This window comes from Gordonia ajococcus, assembly GCF_012974285.1.
In the GTDB taxonomy this organism is placed as follows: Bacteria; Actinomycetota; Actinomycetes; order Mycobacteriales; family Mycobacteriaceae; genus Gordonia; species Gordonia amicalis.
The window spans coordinates 1,172,043-1,188,563 of the sequence record NZ_CP052884.1; the positions used below are offsets into that span (position 1 = coordinate 1,172,043).

13 protein-coding genes and 1 pseudogene are annotated in these 16,521 nt (G+C 62.9%); 8 read left to right on the forward strand and 6 right to left on the reverse strand.

All coding sequences use genetic code 11. The annotated features are described in order from the left end of the window. Window positions 1-24 precede the first annotated feature (24 nt). Window positions 25-924 carry an alpha/beta fold hydrolase gene (locus GAA2_RS05365; RefSeq protein WP_191834781.1) on the forward strand — a complete coding sequence of 300 codons (900 nt, stop codon included), beginning with the start codon at window positions 25-27 and terminating at the stop codon, window positions 922-924. 452 nt (window positions 925-1,376) lie between these two features. Here the strand turns inward: GAA2_RS05365 and GAA2_RS05370 are convergent, their stop codons facing one another. Continuing rightward, window positions 1,377-2,636: an HNH endonuclease gene (locus GAA2_RS05370; protein ID WP_248664705.1), complete on the reverse strand. Its 1,260-nt coding sequence runs from the start codon at window positions 2,634-2,636 to the stop codon at window positions 1,377-1,379. Between the two features lie 314 nt (window positions 2,637-2,950). Between GAA2_RS05370 and GAA2_RS05375 the strand changes: the two genes are divergently transcribed. Beyond that, window positions 2,951-4,186 carry an ISL3 family transposase gene (locus GAA2_RS05375; protein WP_191834435.1) on the forward strand — a complete coding sequence of 412 codons (1,236 nt, stop codon included), beginning with the start codon at window positions 2,951-2,953 and terminating at the stop codon, window positions 4,184-4,186. Window positions 4,187-4,274: 88 nt separating this feature from the next. After that, window positions 4,275-4,514 (forward strand): hypothetical protein, encoded by a 240-nt coding sequence (locus GAA2_RS23415; protein WP_410471362.1) that lies wholly within the window; start codon window positions 4,275-4,277, stop codon window positions 4,512-4,514. Here GAA2_RS23415 and GAA2_RS05380 read toward each other — a convergent pair. After that, window positions 4,497-5,212, reverse strand: a pseudogene (locus tag GAA2_RS05380) (integrase core domain-containing protein); the annotation flags it as partial. The gene GAA2_RS23415 and the pseudogene GAA2_RS05380 overlap by 18 nt on opposite strands. Window positions 5,213-5,647: 435 nt before the next feature. On the opposite strand from GAA2_RS05380, the gene GAA2_RS05385 reads away from it, so the two are divergent. Further along, the gene (locus tag GAA2_RS05385; RefSeq protein WP_191834783.1) at window positions 5,648-6,352 is read left to right on the forward strand and encodes a hypothetical protein; all 705 of its coding nucleotides are present in this window, start codon (window positions 5,648-5,650) and stop codon (window positions 6,350-6,352) included. Between the two features lie 58 nt (window positions 6,353-6,410). Here GAA2_RS05385 and GAA2_RS05390 read toward each other — a convergent pair whose 3' ends face one another. Together GAA2_RS05390 and GAA2_RS05395 are read right to left on the reverse strand one after the other, a co-directional pair. Then, window positions 6,411-7,238 (reverse strand): SGNH/GDSL hydrolase family protein, encoded by an 828-nt coding sequence (locus tag GAA2_RS05390; protein WP_191834784.1) that lies wholly within the window; start codon window positions 7,236-7,238, stop codon window positions 6,411-6,413. Between the two features lie 94 nt (window positions 7,239-7,332). Further along, a complete protein-coding gene (locus tag GAA2_RS05395) occupies window positions 7,333-8,559 on the reverse strand; it encodes an alpha/beta hydrolase (RefSeq protein ID WP_262411017.1) in 1,227 nt (408 codons plus the stop codon). A 66-nt stretch (window positions 8,560-8,625) separates the two neighbouring features. On the opposite strand from GAA2_RS05395, the gene GAA2_RS05400 reads away from it, so the two are divergent. From GAA2_RS05400 to GAA2_RS05410, 3 genes are read left to right on the forward strand one after another with little or no spacing between them, the layout of a single operon-like run. Further along, a complete protein-coding gene (locus tag GAA2_RS05400; RefSeq protein ID WP_191834978.1) occupies window positions 8,626-10,395 on the forward strand; it encodes a glycosyltransferase in 1,770 nt (589 codons plus the stop codon). Then, the gene (locus GAA2_RS05405; RefSeq protein ID WP_191834785.1) at window positions 10,392-10,574 is read left to right on the forward strand and encodes a cellulose synthase (UDP-forming), glycosyl transferase family 2; all 183 of its coding nucleotides are present in this window, start codon (window positions 10,392-10,394) and stop codon (window positions 10,572-10,574) included. Before GAA2_RS05400 ends, GAA2_RS05405 begins: the two co-directional genes overlap by 4 nt. A gap of 16 nt (window positions 10,575-10,590) precedes the next feature. Beyond that, window positions 10,591-12,708, forward strand: a complete 2,118-nt coding sequence (locus GAA2_RS05410) for an acyltransferase family protein (protein WP_191834786.1) — start codon at window positions 10,591-10,593, stop codon at window positions 12,706-12,708. A 251-nt stretch (window positions 12,709-12,959) separates the two neighbouring features. Here GAA2_RS05410 and GAA2_RS05415 read toward each other — a convergent pair whose 3' ends face one another. Beyond that, window positions 12,960-13,250, reverse strand: a complete 291-nt coding sequence (locus GAA2_RS05415) for a hypothetical protein (protein WP_191834787.1) — start codon at window positions 13,248-13,250, stop codon at window positions 12,960-12,962. Between the two features lie 62 nt (window positions 13,251-13,312). Next, window positions 13,313-14,317 carry a glycoside hydrolase family 26 protein gene (locus GAA2_RS05420; RefSeq protein ID WP_191834979.1) on the reverse strand — a complete coding sequence of 335 codons (1,005 nt, stop codon included), beginning with the start codon at window positions 14,315-14,317 and terminating at the stop codon, window positions 13,313-13,315. A 646-nt stretch (window positions 14,318-14,963) separates the two neighbouring features. Here GAA2_RS05420 and GAA2_RS05425 point away from each other — a divergent pair. Continuing rightward, complete coding sequence (locus GAA2_RS05425) at window positions 14,964-16,481, forward strand: sugar transferase (RefSeq protein WP_191834788.1); 1,518 nt, start codon at window positions 14,964-14,966, stop codon at window positions 16,479-16,481. Window positions 16,482-16,521: the final 40 nt, after the last annotated feature.

Genomic DNA, 16,521 nt, shown 5'->3' on the forward strand with positions numbered 1-16,521 from the left:
AGCATCTCACGTAGCTTTGTAAACGTGATTCCCGAGTTTCTCAACGGTGCCGCCAGAGCGGTCCGCCACGTCTTCAAGCCGTACCCGGCGACGGACATTCCCAAAGGTCAGATGCTCGACCTGCCCGGTCGCGGCCGCGCTTACGTCACCGATTCGGGACCCCGCGACGCGCCGGCGGTGTTCCTGCTGCATTCGGTGCTGACTACCGGACTGCTGTGCTGGTATCCGACGATCCCGGCGATCAACGACCGCTACCGGGTGATCACCCTCGACGCCCGCTGGCACGGTCGCGGTATCGAGTCGGAGAACTTCGATCTTCGTGACTGCGCCGACGACGTGGTCGCTGTCGCCGACGTCCTCGGCATCGACCGGTTCGTCGCCGCTGGCTTCTCGATGGGCGGCGGCATCGCCCAGCTGGTGTGGCGTCGTCATCCCGAGCGGGTGTCGGGCCTGGTGCTCTGTTCGACGGGACCGTTCTTCAGCACCCGCGACCCCCGGCACCAGAGGTCATCGGAAAGGACCGGTCGCATTCTCGTGCCGCTCTACCGGATGCTTCCGCGCATTTCCGACAAGAGCCTCGACAAGACGACGTCGCACACGTCCGTCTGGGCGCTGCGGCAGTTCTTCTCGACGCCGCTGTCACATCTCGGCGAATTCGGGAACGGATTGGGGCGATTCGACTCCCGCGGTTGGCTCGACGAGATCGACGTCCCGACCGCCGTCGTGGTGTCCACCCGCGACCGCGTCGTCGAACCCGAACGTCAGCAACTGCTGCTCGACGGCATCCCCGGGTCGCAGCGCTTCGAGGTCGACGGTGGTCACGCCTGCTGCGTCCTCGGTGCCCGGTTCTTCATCCCGCCGTTCACGGACGCGCTCGACGCGGTGACCACGCACGCGGCGGTGAGACCGAGCAAGCGGCGGTGAGGGTTTCGCCGACAGCCCCCGCCGGCTGAGCGGGGGCATCACGCCACCATCGGTCGCAACGCTACACCTGTCGTTAGCCCCGCAAAGTTGTTTCGCCGTGCAGAACTGGTCACGCGGTTTGTCGTCATTGGTCCGTGCGGAGGCTCGACTTCTGCGCGCCGCAGTGCGGCGCCGAACCGGACATACTGAATTACCCTGCTCTTGGCAAGATTTCAGGTCAAGAAGGTTCTGAATCCGGGCTGCCGTCCTCGACGGGCTACAGTCCTCCGCGCTGCGAGACTCTCGGCGACCGCGCCGTAGTCGCCGGACCCGTTCCCGCCCATCGATGCTGGTCGGGAACGGAACCGATTGAGCCGCCGGTGTTTTCACTGTGGAGTTGTCAAGGTACGGATGCGGTCCCGGTTGATGTTCGGTGAACGCCGGGTGCGGAAGGTGCTGCGCGAGAGTGTGTGTCAGGCGGCGATGTCGTCGAGTCGCATGGTGCGGCGGTTGTAGGCGGGTAGGGGTCGGCGCTGGGGGTCGATGTCGGCGGGTGGGATCAGCCACGGGTGGCGGTCGAAGCCCAGCACGATGTCCCAGCCGTTGTGGTGGACCTGGGTGTGGCACCGTTGACAGAGCAGGCAGCCGTTGTCGAGGTCGGTGTCACCGTCGTCGGTCCAGTGCAGGATGTGGTGGATCTGTGTGTGTGAGGGCGGTGCACCGCATTTGATGCAGGTCTGGTCGCGGACGATGATCGCTTTGCGCAGATGTGGTGGGAACAGGCGCTTTTCGCGGCCCATGGCCAGGGGTACGGTCTCGCCGTCGATGATGATCTCGGTGAGGGTCCCGTCGCAGGACAACTGTTTCGCAGTCGCTTGGGTGACCGACCCGGTCCAGGGCAGGAATGCGGGATCGCCGCCGTCGGCGGGGATGGTCAGCACTGTCTGGTTTCGCGGGCTGCCGATGGTGTCGATGGTGGCTCCGATGGCTGCTTGATCGAGCAGTACTTCGAGTGCGTCTGCTCGTCGTTGGGTGGCCGAGCGTGGGTCGGGGGAGCCGTCGGGTTCGGGGCGCGGTGTGCTGCGTTCGTCGACCATGGCGATGAATTTCTCGCCCACGACTTGTGTCACGGTGGCGTGGATCTCGACGCGACTGTCGTCGGTCGTGTGGTGGGAGAGCGTGTCCAGGGATCGGTCGTCGCTGGCGGGGATGCCGTCCTCGGAGGCGTCGGCGATGGTGTTGCCGATCATTTGGGCGTGCTTCTGGATGTCGGCAGGGGTGGCCCCGGACAGGGCCTGGGTGAGGAGTTCGGTTTGGTAGATGGTTCGGTCGTCGTCGGAAAGTGATGTGGGGGAGCGTTTCTCGATCGTGGACATCCCGCGGACGATGGCGTCGACGACTTCACCCGCGAGGCGGCCGTCAGCTGCGCAGGTTTCGATCTTGTCCAGCGTGCTGAGGTGGTCGGCGATGCGGGCGGTACGAGTGGCTGCTGCGGGTGGGAGTCCCATCTCGATCAACAGGTTTTTGGTGGTGGAGCCGGCTTTGGCGGCGACGCCGAGCTCATCGAGTTGTGCTGTGAACGAGGCGATGCGGTGATCGGCGAGGTTGCGCAGCTGTATCCATCGGCGCAGCTGTGAGTACGTGTGGTCGCCGGTGGGGTCGTCGGTGGGTGGGGTGATCTCGACGAGTTGATCGAGGATTGCGTCGAGTGGAGTCGTGTCGGTGTCGATCATGACGGCAGCCATCCCTCTTCTGAGGTGTACAAGCGGTTGAGTGGGACCGTCGTTGACTGCTGCTCTGGAATGAATTCTTCGTGTGTCTTCAGTTCTACATCGGGGGTCTGACAAGAACTGTGGACGGGTTGCACCTACGGTTTTGATCGATGAGGTGGTCGAGAGGTGTGGTGAGCTCCGCCACGACTCCAAGGTACACGAACGCATGTGGCACTCTTGACGGTTCTGTGGGTGCTTTCCGGTGCGCCTAAAGGGCGCAACGCCCTGTCTCACATAAGGTTTGGTTTGCGAAGACTAAACCGAGGAGCAGGGCGTTGCGTGGTACCAGACTACTGCAGAAGTTACTGAAGATCGAGCACCTGGTGGTGCTCGACGTTGCCTTTGAAGACGATGATGACGGCCGGCTATTAGTTGTCTCGGTGCGTGCACATCGCGCACAAAGCTCGCGGTGCCCGCACTGCCGACGGCGCCGGCCGGGCTATGACCGTGGGACCCAACCCCGGCGTTGGCGGCATCTCGACCTGGGCGGAACACGCTGCTACCTGCAGGGATATGTTCACCGCGTGGACTGCGCACACCATGGCGTGGTCACTGAGCACGTGCCATGGGCACGGCCCGCCGCCAAGATGACCCGAGCCTTCGACGACACGGTCGCCTGGCTTGCTGCGCACAGCCCGGCCTCAGCGGTGTGTGAGTACATGCGGGTCTCGTGGCGTACGGTACAGCGCATCATCGCTCGTGTCGTCGCCGATCACACCGGACGCACCGATCGGCTGAATGGCTTGCGCAGGATCGGGATCGATGAGATCGCCTATCGGAAGGGCCGACGCTATATGACGGTGATCATCGATCACGACACCGGAAGATTGGTGTGGGCACGCGAGGGGGCAACCAAGAAGACTCTTCGCCAGTTCTTCGACGAGCTCGGCGTCACACGCAGCGCAGAGCTGACCCACGTGAGTGCCGACGCAGGTCAATACATCGAAACTGTTGTCGCAGAACGTGTTCCCGACGCTATCCGATGCATGGATCCGTTTCATGTCGTCCAGTGGGCGACGCGGGCCGTGGACCGGTGCCGCAGCCGAGTCCTCCACCGTGTCCGCGGACTCTCGAACACCGATCGTCGGCATCTGAGATGGGCGTTGTTGAAGAACCCCGAAAACCTCACGCCAGCTCAACAGCGGACATGCGAGCTGGTCGTCAAACGCGCCAATAGCGAACTCGCCCGCGCCTACCAGCTGAAAGAGGAACTCCGCCACATCGTCACCGGGACCCATTCTGGTGCGTGGCGACGGCTCGAACTCTGGCTGCATCGGGCAGAACACAGTCGAATCATCGAATTCGTCGGTCTATCAAAATCGGTACGACAGCAGCAGGTCCAGATCTACAACTCGGTTGTCGTGGGCTTATCGAACGCCCGGGCCGAAGCCACCAACACCCACCTGAGAGCGCTGACCAAACGAGCCTACGGATTTCACTCCCCAGAAGCTCTCACAGCCATGGCCACCCTCACCCGAGGCGGTGCATGTCCCGTTCTGCCGCACCAATAGTGGCCCACGAAAACGTCAAGAGGACCACGCATGTTCGAGTGCCAGGTTTCTCCACAGTCGACGTCTCGTGTGATGTATCGGGTCTTCGATGACAGTTCTGCATCAGGACTTCGGTGACAGTTTGTGCATCAGGACTTCGGTGACGATTTGCGTGAGTTCGTTCGCGGACCGCAGGTTGTCCGTTACCGACGTGCTTGATGCCCGGGCTGGGTCGGATGTGCTCAGTGAGTACTTCGCCCTCGGTGTTGGCCACGATGATCGTGTCGGCCTCGGCGAAGACCAGTACCTGCTCGAAGGCATGGCGCACATCAACCATGTAGATGACTGACTCGAATGAGAATGTGCCTAAGTTGTTTATCCGTCGCACTACGGCGCCTTCGGGCACGTGCACGGGTTCTTGCGGCTCGGGGACCGAGCGCGTTGGGAGTTGATCAAACAGGGGCGCAATGGATTTGGGATCGGGGCGTGGTGGATCGGCTTTCTGTGTAGTGCACCATGCAGTCAGTGGTGTGACCCGCCCGGGGAGGCCCTGGTGTGGCCGCTCGGTGTTGTAGACGTGGTCGAAACGCGTCGACCTGGGCTTGAAGTTCGGCGACGTTGTCGGCCAGTGGCTGCTTGTCCAGATATCGGAACAGTGTCTGGTGGAAGCGTTGTTCTTTCCTTCTTGCGTCCGCCGGCCAGCACGTACTCGGTGCCATCGAACTGCCAGCATGCGTTCGGAGCGGGATAGACAAATCGTCGCCACGCGCAGCGGGGCTTCTTCTTCGGCTCACGGCGCGCCACGCCCGCCTCTCGGAAGATTCGCGCCAGCGACGCTGTGGATGGGACCTCATCCAGCCCCATCGACCGCATCTTGTCGTGCACGCTGATTGGTCCGTGATCAAGCCCGGATGCCTCCAGCGCTGCCCGCACCGCCAGGGCCTGCGCCTTGACCTCATCACTCAACATCGATGGACTCGACTTCGGGCGGCGAGTCCGCGGTTCCAGCACCGCCGACGGATCCTCGGTCCTCGCGCGTTTACGCAACTCGTAGAACGATTATCGGGAAATTCCATGCTCGGCGCAGAACGTCGAGACCGCTCCACGCGGCGCATCGTCACGCCACTGAGAGATCGCCAGCCGAACTACAGGATCGCTGGGTCCATTGACAGCCACCGAAAACAGCCTCGGTGGGAAAGTGTCACCACCAAGACCCCCAACACTGTCACCGATGTCTTGATGCAGAACTGTCACCGATGTCCTGGGAGATAACAACAGTCGACGTCTCGGTCAAACCAGCGGTATGACGACGTCTTTCGCAATGCGAAAGCAACTCGCAACACTGACGCACCGGTCTGCGACCTTCAACTTGTGGTTCCTCCGGGACGCACGACAGGTGATCTGTCGGAGTCGCTTGTTAGTCTCGCGTCCTCATCTGACAGAGCGGATACGGGGGATGTCCCAATCCGAAGGGAGTTCAGGGTGGCAATTCCTGTCGACCCGCAATTCTATGTGGGGCTTCTCGCTGCGCTCGTCCCGGCGTTCTCTGCGCTGGGGGCCTTGTACATTCGGCAGAAGCAACGCCGATCGCACTATGAACAGGTAGAGCAACTGATGGCGTTGCTGCCTGATGACGATGTCGATCCCGCCGTTGCGTCGCTCAAGCAGCGTTATCGCTGGGCCGAGGCTCTCCGTCGATTCGACATGATCACGCTGCCCCGTCCTCAGCGCGGGCGCGCATTTGTGTTCTCCACTATTGGCTGGGGTAGCGCCTTGATCGGTAGCGCCTATTTTGTCAGCGCTCTCGTACCCGGCGTGCTGACGGCTTCGTCGCGGGTACTGGCGGTCCTGTTCGCGCTGGGGATGCTTATCTGGGCCTGGCTCGCGTTGCTCACAGCCCACGATTTCCGGCAACCGGTGTACCGCCTCGCCGGCCTTCCTTTGCCCGCGTACTCCCCACATGCCACGCAGATTCGACGGATACGGGCAGATTACGGACTCTCCACGTCGCTCGACGACGCCGCCGAAGAGGTGACCCGAAAGCGGATTGAGCGAGGTCGTCGAGCTCGTCGGTGGTACACCCGCAGGCGCTACGAATTTCGTTCGGTGGCACTGGTTTTGAGAAGGCCTGTCGCAGTACGCGCGTTCCGCGTGAGTCGGCAGGCTTCCGCCAGAGGGGCACGATAGGCACGCTCGGTCAGACGAACCTGCAGCGCGTCAAGAGTGGCCGTCGTGACGCTTGAACCTACGCCTGGACTTCGAAGGCCTTGAGAACCGTCGTCGTCCAGATCTCCTGTCCGGCGGGACTCGGGTTGACGGTGTCCTTCAGCAGCGGCGCCAGCGACGCGTTGTCGGTGGGGAAGGCGGAGTAGACATCGATCACCTGGATGCCCTCGGCGTCCATGGCCGACGCGAAGCCGGCGGTCACTTCACCGGTGTTCTTGTCCTGCGCCGGGCTCTGCTTGATCGCGACGAGGTCGGCGTTCGGGTATTCCTTGCGGAGCTGAGCGATGAGCGGCTGCAGCTGTTCGGCGAGCGCGGTCTTCGGATCCTGCGTATGTCCGAAATTGAGCATGATGAGATCCGGCGAGGCATCCGCGGGAATCATCTTGTCGAGATTTTCGAGCGCGTAGTTCGCGTCTTTTCCGGAAGCGCTGCCATTCCAGAATCCGATCGGGCCGTTCGGGCCGTCGCCGAGTCCGACCATTGCGCCGTAATCGTTGGTCGTGGTGTTCCAGAATTTGGTGGCCATCGGCCGCTGGAGGGTCTGGCTGATCGCGGTGCCGACCTTGGGTGCCCAGCCGTCGCGGGCGGCACCGGTCGAATCGCCGAGCAGCACAATTGTTCTCGGCTCAGCCGCATGTGCCTTGGCATCTTCCATGAAGGCAAGGGTGGCGGGCTGCTCGAGCGGGGTCGAGCTGGTCGGGGTCATTGCCGCCGCCGCGTCCGACGTCGGAGCGGTTCGATTACCCGACACGATGAGACCGACAACGAGCACCACGGCACACACGACCATGACGATCCAAGCCCAGATCGGCGCAGAACCTGCAATGCGCTTTACGGCATTGAACATGTAACAAGTCTCCCAACCCGCGTTTCTCGTCTAGCGACTTTGTCACCATAGCGGCCATTTACCGGCCACGCGCGAGGCGTCGGGCTCGTTTGTTTCAACAATTACTCGGTGCGGGCAATCCCGCAACTCGGTCGCGGACCCAGGTCGCCATAGCGGGACCAGGGTTGACGATATGCCCCTGCTGTTCTTGCCGGACACTCAGTACCCGATCCCCGGCCTCGCATGCGCGTCGAAGTGTGTCTTCCATCACATCGAGAGGGATGACGTTGTCGGCCGCGCCGTACACCGCCAGGATCGGCACCTTCGTCGCAGTGCGGGGGAGGGTATAGGCCGCGAGGCGTGCGTGCAGGGTCTGGGCGGCTGCCGGCGTCACGGCGCCCAGCGAGGTATCCGCGGGCACCGACAGCAACGACACCGCGGTGCGGTCATCGCCGCACACCGGCACCGCGGAGCTGTTCAGCGCGGAGAGGTGGTCGCCGGATTTCACCGCCGGGTCGGCCTGCGAGACCCCGTGCACCACCAGCGGATACAGGTGCTGCTGGGCGCGCGTGAGGGTGTTCTCCTGTGCGCGCGTCGCGAAGTACCGGGGATCGAGCAGTGGCGCGACGGCCACGACGCCCAGTAGTTCGCCACTTCCGCCGCCGTAGCCGGCGAACTCCTCGGCGGTCGACCAGACCGCCGCGCCACCCTGCGAGCGGCCTGCGGCCAGCCAGCGCGGACTGATACCGAGACCTGCGGACTGGGCCGCGCGGGCCGCGTCGATGACGTTGAATGCGGCGGTGCGCGGTTCGAGATACGGGTGCGGCGCCTGACGACCGGTACGCGTGCCGAGTCCCTGGTAATCGGTGGTGACCACGGCATATCCCGCGTCGAGGAAATCCTGGACCGCGGTCAGATCACCGAACATGTCCGCCTGGTCCGACGGCGCGCAGTCGGGGGTGATGCCGGTGGTTCCGTGCGCATAGGCGATCAGCGGCCAGCCGCCGGCCGGGGGAGTAAAATCGGGAACGAAAACCGCCCCGCTCACCGAGGTCGTCGACCCGTCGACGCCGGAAGTGGACCGATAGACCAGTCGTTTGGCGACGGTGCCGTATGGCAATGACCAGGAGTCGGGAGCGTCGTCCGTCCGAACAATCTCCCCGCGCTGCTCGACCGCCTCCGCGCTCAGCACGACGCTCGTCGACGACGCCGTCGAACTCGGCGTTCCGGCCGTCGAATCGCCCCCCGACGTCGACGCGCATGCCGAGATCCCCATCCCGAAAACGGACACGACGGCGACACATACGCCGACGTACCGCACTCGCCCCCACCTGGAATTCACCCGAGAACGGTAACCCGTCGATTCGGGCGGTTTGCGTCGACGTATTCGTTGAATGATTCTGGGTGGGTGGAGTTATCCGTCGGGGTTCGGAGAACAGGTGTGTCATCGGCTGATGGGCCGGTGCTGGTCGACGTCGATCAGGCACGGGTGCCGAGTTCTCGACGCCACGCTGAACCTCCTGCGCCGCAGCATAACCCGCTGGCCGTGTCCGCGCCGGGCGACGACGAGGTCTACGAATACCTCGGTCCCCAGATGCGTTGGATTCAGCTGGTTCTGGCAGCTGCGTTCGTGCTGGTCGCCGTCTCACTCGTCGCATTCGCGACGACCCACCCGTGGCTCACGCCGGTTCTCGTCATTCTGCTCGCGAATGTGATCGGGAACACATTTTCATTGTTGACCGGCATGAACAAACGGCGGGTGACATGGTCGTCGCATCAGGAGCGCGTGACTTCCTGGAATCCGCCCGACGGCCGATATCCCAGCGTGGACGTCTTTCTGCCCACCTGTGGTGAAAGTCTGGAAATCCTGCGCAACACCTATGAGCATGTCGTCGCGATGAACTGGCCCGGGAAGCTGTTCGTCTACGTCCTCGACGACGCGGCGCGCGAGGAAGTTCACGATCTTGCAGCATCTTTCGGTTTCGACTATGTGGTCCGCCCGGACCGCGGGCACCTCCGTAAGGCCGGCAATCTGCGACATGCCTGTCGGATCAGCCACGGGGAATTGATCGTCATCTTCGACGCCGATTTCTGTCCCCGCCCCGATTTTCTCGGCCATCTGGTCCCCTATTTGGACGACCCTCAGGTTGCGATCGTGCAGAGTCCGCAATGCTTCGCCACCACCGAGTCGATGAACTGGATTCAGCGCACCGCCGGCGCGACGCAGGAATTCTTCTATCGCTGGGTGCTGCCGTCGCGGGATCGGATCGGCGCGGCCAACTGCGTCGGGACGTCGGCGATCTACCGGCGCAGCGCGATCGAGCGGGTCGGTGGTTTCGCGGCGATCGAGCACAGTGAGGATCTGCACACCGGACGTCACCTGCAGCAGGCCGGTTACACGATCCGCTATGTGCCGGTGGTGTTGTCGCGCGGGCTGTGCCCGTCGGATCTCGCGGGCTTCCTCAACCAGCAGTACCGCTGGTGTCAGGGGACGTTGACGGGCGTGCGCGCGCTCCCCGGACTGCAAACACCGCATTTCCCTTCGCTCCCTGAGGAGGCCCGGAGCTTGCGGAGGGCCGTCTCGAAGGGCACTTTCAGGCAACGCATCGCCCGATGGGCCGGCGTCCTCTACTACATCACCACCGCGATGAACGTCTTCCTGCTGTTCCTGCCGGGCGTGATCATGGCGGTCTTCTATCCCGAGGATGTGCGGCCCGCGCAGCTGGTCCCGTTCCTGCTCGGCCTGTGGGTGTATGTGGTGCTGTTCCCGCTGGTGTCGCGTACCCGCTGGCGTTTCGAGGTGCTCCGTATCCAGATGGCCTACAGCTATGCGCATGCGGTGGCGATCTGGCACAAGATCATCGGCCGTGAGATCGGCTGGGTGCCGACGGGCGTGATCGGCCAGTCGAACTCGCTGGCCCGCTCCATCTCCTGGCTCGGCGCCACGGTGCTCGGGGCGTCGTTGGTCGCGTTCTGGGTGTCCATCGTCTGGGACGTGATGGAGTACGGGCTGGCCCAGTTCTGGATGATGGTCGGGCTGATGCTGGCGTACACGTATCTGGCGTTGCCGCTGTTCGTCGAGTTCGTCAAGATCCTGATGCCGCGGCGTCGTAGCAGTGTCGCGGAGGCCGACCCGCAGGACTTCGCGGACACCGAACCGGGGGAGACCGCCTCATGACGCCGGTCGGTCCCGAACCCGACAACGCCCGCCCAGCAGCCCATCCCAAGCGCCCCGCCCCGACCAACTGGAATCGCATCTCGGTGTGGGAGGTCGTCGGCTACACGCTGGTGATTGTGTTCATCGCGGCGCTGGCGCTGGGCTGGTTCGACCTCATGCTCCCGTGGGACACGAAATGATCGGCCGGGCGAGCTGATGACCTACGAAGCCCCGACCAAGCCGATGCGCGCGCTGCCCGCGGTGCCCGACGAGGCGCCCACCGTGCCGATGCGGGTGGCGCCCACGACCTTCTTCGACGACATCGCCGGCCTGCGCGGTATCGCGGTGCTGCTGGTGGTGCTGTTCCATTCGCACGTTCCGTACCTGACCGGCGGTTTCGTCGGTGTGGACGTCTTCTTCGTGATCTCCGGATTCCTGATCACCGGCCTGCTGGTCCGCGAGTACGAGCGGCACGAGCGGATCTCGTTGCGCGGCTTCTTCGCCCGCCGTGCCCGTCGCATCATCCCGCCGGCCGCCCTGGTGATCGTGGTGTCGATCATCGGCGCCGCGATCTTCATGCCGCTGCTCAAGGTGTTCAAACAGGCCCTCGATCTGCTCGCCGCAGCAGCGCAACTGGCGAACTGGCACTTCATCCAGCAGAACGCCGACTACCTGGCCGGCGCAATCGACGGCAGTCTGGCGACGCACTTCTGGTCGCTCGCGATCGAGGCCCAGCTCTACTTCGTCTGGCCGTTCCTGGTGATCGGTGCCGGCGCGCTCGCGACCCGGACGCGGTTGCGTAAACGCCTGTCGGTCCGCTGGTCGGTCGGCATCGGGGTGCTGCTGGTCAGCGTGGCGTCGCTGGTGTGGGCGATCGTGCTGACGCCGACCGATCCCGCGACCGCCTACATGGCCACCTACACCCGCGCCTGGCAGTTCGGCGTGGGCGGCCTGGTGGCCATCGGGATGCCGGTGCTGGCGCGGTTCGGTGCTCTGCGCGCGGGTGGTCCTGTTGCCCTGGTCCTGGGTTGGGCCGGTCTGGCCGGCATCGTCGTCGCGGCGTTCATCGTGAACGCCCACACGCCGTATCCCGGTACCGCGGCGCTGCTCCCGACCGCGGGTGCCGCGCTGGTCATCGCCTCCGGCTGTGCCGTCGGGACGGGTTCGGTGTTCGTCGGGCGCCTGTTGGCGACGCCGCCGCTGAAGTTCCTCGGCCGGGTGTCGTATGCCTGGTACCTCTGGCATTGGCCGGCGATCGTGCTGTTCGAGGCGGTCGTCGGGTCGTCGAGCTGGCCGGTGCTGCTGGCCGTGTCGGCGGGTTCGCTGGTGCTCGCAACCATTTCGACCCTGCTGTTCGAGGAACCGCTGCTGCGCAACCGCGAGCTCAAACGCAATGACTCGGCGTCGATCTCGCTGGGTCTGACCGGCGTCGTCGCAGCGTTGGCGGTCACGATGACCGCCGGTGTGATCACCGTCCAGGTGGCCAGCCGCGACACCGTCGCGAACGCATCGCTGACGTATCAGTCGGTGTTCGGCACCGACAGCGGTGAGCAGTCCGGCCCGGTGACACCCAATCCGTTCCAGGCGTTCGACGACAGGCCACAGCCGTTCGAGTGTCTGATCCCGGTGGGGGACACCGCACCACGCGAGAACTGCGTCTTCGGTCCGGCCAACGGCATCCCGGTGGTGCTCTTCGGCGACAGTCATGCCGACCAGTGGGCGGAGTCGATCCGCAACATCGGCGCCGACCACGGCTGGCGGATTCACCAGTTCACCAAGGCTGCCTGCCCGGCCCAGCACCTGCGGCCGCAGTCCGGCGTCCCGGACCCGTATGTGAAGGCGGACTGCCAGGAGTGGCGCGAGGAGACGCTGAAGCGCATCGCCGAGGTGGGGCCGCGGATCATCTTCGTCTCGTCGCTGTCGACCTATGTCCCGGATCGTGTGGTCGCCGAGGCCGCGTGGACGCACACGATGATCCAGTTGCGGAACACCGGCGCCAAGCTCGTGTACATCGCAGACACTCCCTACCCGGGTTTCCAGGTCGCTGACTGCATCTCCGGATCGATGGACGACTGGACCAAGTGCGAGTTCAACTTCGACGACTACCCACGCATCGAACCGATCATCGACGCCGTGTCACGACGCGAATATCGGGATGTCACGACGCTGAGCGTCAACGACCTGCTGTGTGAGGGCAACTCGTGCTTCGCCGCGCACAACAAGATCCTCTTCTACCGCGACGACTCCCACCTGACAGCCACCGCCGCGCGGGTCCTCGAGCCGGCGCTGCGCGCGCAGCTGGACAAAAAGAGGTTCGATTACAACGCGCGGTGAGCGCCTCTCGCTCCCTTCGCTCCCACCCGCCGGTTGAGTAGGGGAGGAGCGAAGCGACGACCCGCTCCCGCCGGTTGAGTAGGGGAGGAGCGCAGCGACGAGCCCCCTCCCGCCGGTTGAGTAGGGGAGGAGCGAAGCGACGAGCCGTATCGAAATCGCGTCCCTCGCTCCCTGAGGTGCGACGAGCGTTAGCGAGGAGTCTCGAAGGGTAGGTGACCGGACGACTCAAACTCCAGCCCCACACCACCCACCTACTCCTCGTACCGCCGACGTTCTCGGGTGCGCGTGAAAGTGATTGCTGCGATTCCTACACCGAGGATCACGAGGATATCCGACTCCGTGAAGCCGCGATTGATGTTGATCGAGATCAACACCCGTCCTTCAACCGGCCCGTTCCACATGAACCACGCTACGGATGCTGCTACGAGCACCGCAGCCGCCCTGTAGGTGGGCCGTGCGAGGCACCACGCTCCTGTAACAAACAGCAGGTTCAGCAGTACCAACGCATAGAACACAGAAGGATCGACGGGTTGGTCAGGCATCGCACCAGTATCCCTGTCCCGATTCCTCCTGCAACCCGACGGTCCAACAACGTGCAGACGTACTAGGTAGGACGACCGCTGCTCATCCATTGAGCAAGCTCGTCGCGAAAACTCTTGGTGCTGGCCAGCGTCGAGTTGAACCTCCAGTCGCGTTCCTTGTCCATCTGGAACCATAGGAAACCCAGTACATCTGGATGGTTTTCGATAACACGGAAGAAGTCTGCGATCCACTGCGCTTTGAGATTCGGAGTGGCGCCGTCAGCGGATCCGACCTCGGTGACGAGAATGGGCCGGCCCGGGCTGATCCGGCTCAGTGCCTTGAGGCTGTTAGAGAAGAGCTTGTCGGCGGATTGCCACTGGTGGCCAGGAGACTGGCCCCAGTTGTAACCGTCCAAACCGAGGTAGTCCACGACACCATCTCCTGGATAACAGTCGGTGAAATCACGAGTCCCCTCGGTGATTGCGTTCGGAGCCCATACGAAGCGGACGTGCGGTGCTTCACTACTAACGATCGAGTGCATCCTCGACCATGCCTTTCGGTAGTCCGCCGCCGTGTTGGTGTTGACTCCGACTGACCAGGGGTACCAGGTCCCGTTCATCTCCTGGGCAAACCTCAGCAGGAGTGGATGCGGCCAAGCGGCGAGCTGTGTTGCCCAACGAGACAGGTCTGAGTCGTGTTGACCAGTAGAAATGGCCGCGAGCGAATACCCAGGCTGATTGCGCCCCGCGTCAGGGCGCCACGGTTCGAGAGACAGGATCGGTGTCGATCCGCTGCCACGGACAAGATCTAGGGCTGCGACTGGGAGCAAATCCTGGGTAGCAGCGAATAGGTGTACGAAACTTGGCTTTGACCCGGCGAGGGTCGCTAGTCGCTCGATCGAAGCGAACGTCGACCGACTTGTACCAGCGACACCTGGTACGAACGCGCCCCAGGAACGGCTACTTTCTAGCGGCTCCTGCTCCCCATTGTGGTCTGCGCTGCACGAAGCGGCGCCCGCAATCGCCGCCGCCATAGTTGCCATGAGAAACGCGCGGCGCGGGAGTCTTGCACCCAACTCGCTCGGCATCGCGATCTCAACCACCTAGTCATTCTTAACTGTCGCCAAGCTTCATCCGGAACCGGGGGATGTCGCTACATGTAGCCAACGGGTCGTTCACGATACAGAAACCAATAGTCAACGCTATTGGAAAATTGAGACCAAATGTGTCTCCTGCGTGTCCGATTTCCGGTATTTGATACCCGTAGTGGCCATGTAGAGAAGATTAAGGCTCTGGCGTCATAGTTGCCCGCTGCTCAGGCTTGTCATGCGAGGAGAGCTCAACGCTGCCACGAGGTAGCGTCGGGGCCGCATGGTGACATACGTCACATTGTGTTTTAATGTGGCTTAACGTGGTGAAACCATTGTGGCACTAAGGGATTCAATGGCGATCTCGACCGTATTGCGCAGGATGTGGGCCGTACTATGACGCAGTGGCAGCAGTCGGAGCCGAGGTGGTGGCTCCTCTTTGCTAGCAGGATGTTCATGCAAAATAGTAACCGAAGTGTCATCCGACCGGACCACTCGCGTTCAAGTTGTACATATGACCGCACTGAAATACGCTCGCTAACATCCGCGAAGCCAATTGCGGGCGGACGTCGTCGACGTTCTGGTGGTTGGGCGCAGGGGCCGATCGCCGCCTTCGAGTTCATCTTTTTGTTTTGGGAGGTTGGCAGTGGCCCATCGTCCGGCCTATGACTCATTGGGACGGAGTTCGGAGCGCACCCCCCTGCGACTGCGGTTCGCAAGCAGCGCGCGGGAGCGTTCACGCTCCTGGATTCACGGATACGTCATCCGGCTAGCATGGACCGATGCAGTGATCGTCCTCGCAGCAGTGGGCACAGCACAATTCGCGCGATTCGGTGCAGAGGACGCGCTCGCACCAAACGGAGCCGCACAGGCTCCGGCCGCATATGTCTCGTTCGCTCTTGCGGTTGGTTGGCTGCTGTCGTTGCGGGCCTTCCAGACGCTAGACCGCAGAATTGTGGGCTCAGGGTCTCAGGAGTATAGCCGGGTCATAACCGCATGCCTGGCGTTGTTCGGCGTGCTCGCCATGGTTGACCTACTGTTCCGCCTAAATATTGCCCGTGGATTCATTGCTATAGCGCTGCCTGTAGGCACGGTGGGTCTGCTGGTGTCGCGCTGGCTGTGGCGACAGCGGTTAGGGCATCAACGTCTGAGGTCAGAGAACGTGGAACGTGTGCTTGTTGTTGGTAGCGAGGCGTCCGCGGTCCCCATGATTGAGCGGTTCCTCCGCCAACCCAGTCTCGGGTATCGGGTGGTAGGCATCTGCCTCCCCAGCAAGCCGGCCCGTCGCCAGTTCGTAACAGTTGGCGATAATGCGATCCCCGTTCGTGGGACATTTGATGATGTCTGCGAATCAGTTCTTAACTCAGAGGCAACGACTGTCGCTGTGACTTCAGCCGAGGCGCTTGGGCACGATGCAATGCAGGCCCTGTCATGGGACCTTGAAGGACTGGACGTTGACATGGTGGTGTCGCCGGGCGTCACGGATGTCGCCGGCCCACGCGTCATGGTTCGCCCCGTCGCGGGCTTGCCGCTGCTCCATATTGACAAGCCACGGTACGAGGGTGCTAACCGATTTCGTAAGGCCCTCGTCGATAGGGTTGGAGCGGCCTTGATTCTGGCCGTACTCGCACCGGTGCTTCTTGTCGTCGCTATAGCGATTAAACTCGACTCTACGGGACCGGTCTTCTATCGTGCGACTCGGATCGGAATCAATAATACGCCATTTGCGATGTGGAAGTTTCGATCGATGATCGAGAACGCGGACAACCTCAAAGACAACCTGCGGGCCATGAACGAGGGTTCCGGTGTGTTGTTCAAGATGCGGGATGACCCCCGAATCACGAAGGTTGGGGCCACAATTAGGCGTTACAGTCTCGACGAGTTGCCGCAGCTATTTAATGTCCTTACCGGAACAATGAGTCTTGTTGGCCCGAGGCCTCCGCTCCCGGATGAGGTCGAGCGCTACGACGGGCGGGTTGCTCGAAGGATGCTCGTCAAGCCTGGAATGACAGGCTTGTGGCAGGTGTCAGGCCGATCGGACTTGTCGTGGGAAGAGTCTGTGCGACTTGACCTTTCATATGTCGAGAACTGGTCGATTATGCAGGATGCATTGATCCTATGGAAGACTGTGAAGGCGGTCGTAGCCAAAGATGGCGCCTACTAGCGCCTAAGCACTCCATCCGGTGACTCGAGGCATTGATGGT

Coding starts and splice junctions, on each gene's coding strand:
- GAA2_RS05410 (WP_191834786.1), top strand. CDS start 10,591: ATGACCTACGAAGCCCCGACCAAGCCGATGCGCGCGCTGCCCGCGGTG.
- GAA2_RS05370 (WP_248664705.1), bottom strand. CDS start 2,636: ATGATCGACACCGACACGACTCCACTCGACGCAATCCTCGATCAACTC.
- GAA2_RS05420 (WP_191834979.1), bottom strand. CDS start 14,317: ATGCCGAGCGAGTTGGGTGCAAGACTCCCGCGCCGCGCGTTTCTCATG.
- GAA2_RS05390 (WP_191834784.1), bottom strand. CDS start 7,238: ATGTTCAATGCCGTAAAGCGCATTGCAGGTTCTGCGCCGATCTGGGCT.
- GAA2_RS05405 (WP_191834785.1), top strand. CDS start 10,392: ATGACGCCGGTCGGTCCCGAACCCGACAACGCCCGCCCAGCAGCCCAT.
- GAA2_RS05415 (WP_191834787.1), bottom strand. CDS start 13,250: ATGCCTGACCAACCCGTCGATCCTTCTGTGTTCTATGCGTTGGTACTG.
- GAA2_RS23415 (WP_410471362.1), top strand. CDS start 4,275: ATGACAGTTCTGCATCAGGACTTCGGTGACAGTTTGTGCATCAGGACT.